Raw genomic sequence first — 4,700 nt, forward strand, 5'->3', positions numbered from 1 at the left:
GGGTGCGGGCGCCGGCGCGCACGTCCGCGAAACTCTTCCCAGCGGTCTCCGCTTCGCGGTTCTCGGCGGCGTTCTCGACGCTGACATAGCTGAAGCCGGTCTTGGCCGTGACCTCGGTCCCCTCAGCGAAGGTGATCCATGCGCCGGTGTCGTGGCGCAGGTCGCCGCCCATGTCCTCGGTGCTCTTCTCCGCGTGCGTCTCACCCGCCGCGAGCGAGTCGTCGTTCCAGACACCGTAGGACTCGAAGGACTGGTCGTACGTCGTCGAGAAGTAGGCCCGGTAGTAGTTGCCGTTGTCGCAGATATCCGCGCCGTGCACCCAGCCCGACACCGTGCTGGTCTCGGGATCGATCGTGACCTCGCTGCCCAGAACCCGGTTGTTGCTGCCAGAGACGTCGACCAGCAGCGTGGCGTCGCCCGTCTCCGGAAAGTCGAACCGGCTCACGGCGGTCCGCTCGCTCGCGGTGAGCTCGGTCGTCACGCCGTTGTCCAGGGCGACCGAGTAGTAGCCGGGCTCGGCGTCCTCATCGTCGTGGCTGAAGTCGAGGTAGAACGGGTAGATGTCCTCCGCCGGATTCGCGGGCAGGGTGGCGTCCTCGCCGAGGTCCTCGCTCAGCGGAATCGTGGGGAACTCATACCCGCCGAACCGGCCGTGGCACCCGGATCCCGAGTACCGCGTCATCCCGAACCCGCGGATCTGATCGGCGGTGTACTCGTAGCCGCCCTTCTCACGGACGAGCTCGTTGCTCTCATCCGTCTTGTAGGTCGTCGGGCTCGGCTGCACCATTCCGAACGGGATCGCCGCGCCGGGATACGTGTTCCCGTACGCGTCGTTGCTCTTGTTCTGCGTCGTGTCCAGCTCCGTGCCGATGAACTGGTCCACCGCGTCGAACGCCGCAATGTCGTCGGCCACGGCCTCATCGGCGGCGGCCGGGACGGCGCCGAGCAGCGTCGTCGGCAGGAGAACCGCAAGGGTTCCGGCGAGGATGACAGGTGCGCTGCGGCGCACCGCGCTGAGCGGATGCGCCGGAGATCCCGCGCGTGCACGACGCCACGAAGGCATACGTGGTCCTACCTTTCGATACGAGGACGGCCGAAGGTTGCCTGGCAAGCCAATACCTCGCAGGTTGCGCACGCCAGGCGCGCAAATGAAGCGCTCCCGAACTCCCGCAAACGGGACATCATGCACCGACGAAACGTCGGCTTATCCGCAGGCGTCCCTTACATCGCGCCGAGCATCCCGTCCCGACCTTGGCCGGCGCTCAATGCAGCTGTGCTGACCATCCGCCGTCCACGGCCAGGCAGGTTCCGTTCACAAAAGCGGCGTCTTCGCTCGTCAGGAAGGCCACGACCCGGCCGACGTCCTCCGGACGTCCCCGCTGGCGCAGTGGGTTGCGCTGCGCGAGATCGGTCTCCCAGCTCGGCCGGTTCCGCTCGACTGCGATGAATCCTGGGGCCACCGCGTTACAGCGAATCCCGGAGCCACCGAGCTCCACGGTCAGAGAACGACACAGCGACTCCAAAGCAGCCTTCGCCGCCGCATAGGCAGACTCCTCGGGAGCGACCCGGTGGGCATGGACCGACGAGACGAGCACGATCGAGGCCGGGCCGCTCGCCCGATCCGCAAACTCGCCCGCCCAGCGCAAAGCCCCCTCGACGATCACATCGGAGGTCCGCCGCCACAGATCGATCGACCGGGCAACGTCGGTGATGGGCGACTTCTCTTGGACGAATGCCAGATAGACCAGAGAGTCCAGACGGCCGGGAAGTCGCCTGGCAGCGTCGAACGCTGCGTCCCGTGTTCCGGGATCGGTCGCTTCGCCCACGACGGGCACACGTACGGCCGGACTCATCTCGGGATGCACGTCGACGCCCACCACAGCCCGGCCTCGACCGCTGAGCTCGGCGGCGACTGCGGCACCGATGCCGCGCGCAGCGCCGACGACGATGGCGATCCGGTCGTCCGACACTGTGATCGTCACCTGGCGAACTCGATTCTCGGCTCTGGGCCGGCCTCCATGGGCAGGCCTTCGGTCGATAGCTCGTGTCCCAGCCCCACCCCGCCTGGGCGGGTACCGATCATGCCGTCACGGACGTGCTCTTCTGGCGACACCGCGGTGGCGCGCCTGTCGTGTTCTCCGATGGCGAGCTCGAGCGGACCGCAGGCGGGTACCTGCCAGCTGACCGCAAGACTGTGTGCAGTCGAGACGGGCCCAGTCGGGTTGTGCAGGGACACCTGAGCACCCGCCGAGGTCGCGAACCTGGCCAGCTCCAGGGCACGACGCGGCCCTCCGGCATGCTTGACGTCCGGCGTCACGATGTCGAGGACGCCGGCAGACAGCGCAGGCTCGAGCTCTGCTTTCGACGCGGCGAACTCTCCACCCGCGATCGGCACCCCGAGGCTCTCGCGGACCGCACGCATGCCGTCGACATCAGAGAGGTCGGTGGCATCCTCTATCCACGCGGGCCGCAGCTCCGCGAATGCAGGCGCGGACGCGAGGATCTCATCCACCCGCACGTGCTTATGGAGGTCAAGCCTGAGCTCGACATCGTCACCGATCGCCTCCCGTACCGCAGCCGCTAGCCGCAGACCCAGGTCTACACGTCGGGAACCGACGAGGAAGTCGAACGGCGCACACTTCACGGCGGTGAACCCGGACGCCACCGCCAGTTTCGCTACCCGAGCGAACTCGTCGGGAGTGCGCCGGTGCAATGCCCGGTTGAGGTTGGCATAACACGGGAACTCCGGTCCGGCGGAGCGACCGTACCACTGCGGCAACGGAATCCCGGCGCAAGCCGCCACGAGGTCGCAGAGCGCCGCGTCGAACCCGCCGAGCACGGTCAGGCGTAGCCGGCGTTCTGGCCAGGATAGTTCGCGACCCTCGCTCAACCGTTCGGATTCGGCGCCGACGAAGCTCAGCGCCTCGTCGGCCGAAAGACCGACGACGAGCTCCGCCACCTCGGAAACGTAGCGACCGGACAGCTCCCTCGTGCCCGCGTCCGACAGTTCCCCGATCCCGGCTGAGCCATCGGCAGTCGTCACGCGCACGGTGTCCCAGGAGGTACGCCACGTGACGTCGTGCGATACGTACCACACATCGGTGATGACGCCGTGGTCACTGGTGCTGGTGGTGGACGACAACACGTACCTCCTAGCCGCGGTGATCGCGGCGCATTCCTATAATCTTTGGCGCGAAGTTAATATACTTCATCGTGTCTGGCATCATCCCGTCACCGGAGGACATCCTGAACGCTCGATCCGCACAGCCCTCGGACATGCGCTCACAGAACCTCGCAACCATCCTGCGGGTCGTCCGGACGCATGGACCGCTCGCCCGGGTAGGCATCGTGCGACGAACCGGGATCTCGTCGGGCACGGTCACCAAGCTGACCGCACAGCTCGTCGAAGCCGGCGCCCTCGCCGAGTCCTCGGTCGCCACCGGCGGCCGACGCCTGGCAGCCACCTCCCCCGCGCCCAGCACGCGGCGCGCCGGGCGGCCCCAAGCGCCGCTCGACCTCGATATGTACGCACGCGCGGTGCTGACCGCGCACATCGGCCTCACTCGCTCTACGGCCGGCCTGGTGGATATGCGTGGCAATGTGATCTGTGAGGTGGCGGTCACGCACACCGATACCGATCCCGATCAGGTGCTTGGCACCGCCGTTGCCACCATGCGGGAGCTTCGCGAGAGCGGCGGTCGCACAGTTGTCGGCGCGGGCGTCAGCACAAGCGGCACTATCGACCATCGGAACGGGACGTTGATCGACCATCCCGTGCTCCAGTGGCGCAGCGTCGCCGTGCGGGACTACGTCGCGCGCCGGCTCGACCTCCCGGTCGAGTTCGACGACATCGTACGAGGGGTAGCGCTCGCCCACCTCACCTACCGGCCCGGCGAGGATATCCAGCACGTGCTCAACCTCTTCGTCGGCAACGTGGTCGGCAGCGCCCTCGCCGTACGGCAGGAGCTCCACCGCGGCGAGGCCGGTCGAGCGGGTCAGATCACTCACCTTCCCCTGCACGGCGTCGCGGGCCCGTTGTGCGAATGCGGGCGCGCCAACTGCTTCCAGGCGGTCGCGAGCAATGTCGGCTTGCTCGCGATCGGACAGGTCGAGGGCGTGGTCTCGCACGGGGAGACCTTCGACCAACTTCTCGACCGGTCAGACGAACCCGCCGTCCGGCGGCTGCTGGATCGTCGCGCGGAGTGGGTGGGCCAGGCGATCGCCATGTTGTCGGATCTGCTGGATCCGAGCGCGGTGGTCCTGTCCGGAAACGCCACACACGCTCCCGGCTATCTCGACGTCGTCCGGGCGACGACCACGCGACTGGCGCTCGGCGGGAGCGACGCCGCGCAACGTGTGAGCCTCTTCCCGTTTCCCAAAGACCTGCTCTCGGCCTCGACGGCCGCGCTTCTCCTGGATCGTTATTTCCGTAACCCGGTCGCCTATGAGCCACGACTCGCGGGCGTCGACCGGGGCGTTCAACCATGATCGTCGGCACGCCAGGAGTGCCGGGGGCTCCATCCCAGCACGTGCGCGGCCTTCGAGATCTCCCAGACTGAGCCGGTGCCGCTGATCGGTCGATGGATCCGCGTCGTTGGATGGTAGGCGCGCAGCAGCTCCTCGGTCGGGATCTCGCTCAAGCTGTCCGCGGCGGCCACGTTGCATGTCTCCAGGCCGATGTCCGGGGCGTCCAGGGCGGC

General features: G+C 67.7%; 3 protein-coding genes and 2 pseudogenes. 1 reads left to right on the plus strand and 4 read right to left on the minus strand.

What is annotated here, in order from left to right; genetic code table 11:
• From ELR45_RS36405 to ELR45_RS01305, 3 genes and pseudogenes are all read right to left on the minus strand, one after another.
• Positions 1-1,009, minus strand: a pseudogene (locus tag ELR45_RS36405) (glycoside hydrolase family 92 protein); the annotation flags it as partial.
• A 253-nt stretch (positions 1,010-1,262) separates the two neighbouring features.
• Positions 1,263-1,982 (minus strand): SDR family NAD(P)-dependent oxidoreductase, encoded by a 720-nt coding sequence (locus tag ELR45_RS01300; protein WP_165367364.1) that lies wholly within the window; start codon positions 1,980-1,982, stop codon positions 1,263-1,265.
• A complete protein-coding gene (locus tag ELR45_RS01305; RefSeq protein ID WP_165367365.1) occupies positions 1,979-3,142 on the minus strand; it encodes a mandelate racemase/muconate lactonizing enzyme family protein in 1,164 nt (387 codons plus the stop codon). The genes ELR45_RS01300 and ELR45_RS01305 overlap by 4 nt, the downstream gene beginning before the upstream one ends.
• Before the next feature lie 71 nt (positions 3,143-3,213).
• On the opposite strand from ELR45_RS01305, the gene ELR45_RS01310 reads away from it, so the two are divergent.
• Positions 3,214-4,488, plus strand: coding sequence for an ROK family transcriptional regulator (locus ELR45_RS01310; protein WP_129662801.1), 1,275 nt, complete (start codon positions 3,214-3,216; stop codon positions 4,486-4,488).
• On the opposite strand, the pseudogene ELR45_RS34335 reads toward ELR45_RS01310, so the two are convergent.
• Positions 4,479-4,700, minus strand: a pseudogene (locus ELR45_RS34335) (NAD-dependent epimerase/dehydratase family protein); the annotation flags it as partial. The gene ELR45_RS01310 and the pseudogene ELR45_RS34335 overlap by 10 nt on opposite strands.

The organism is Phytoactinopolyspora endophytica (assembly GCF_004138495.1).
GTDB classification, from domain to species: Bacteria; Actinomycetota; Actinomycetes; order Jiangellales; family Jiangellaceae; genus Phytoactinopolyspora; species Phytoactinopolyspora endophytica.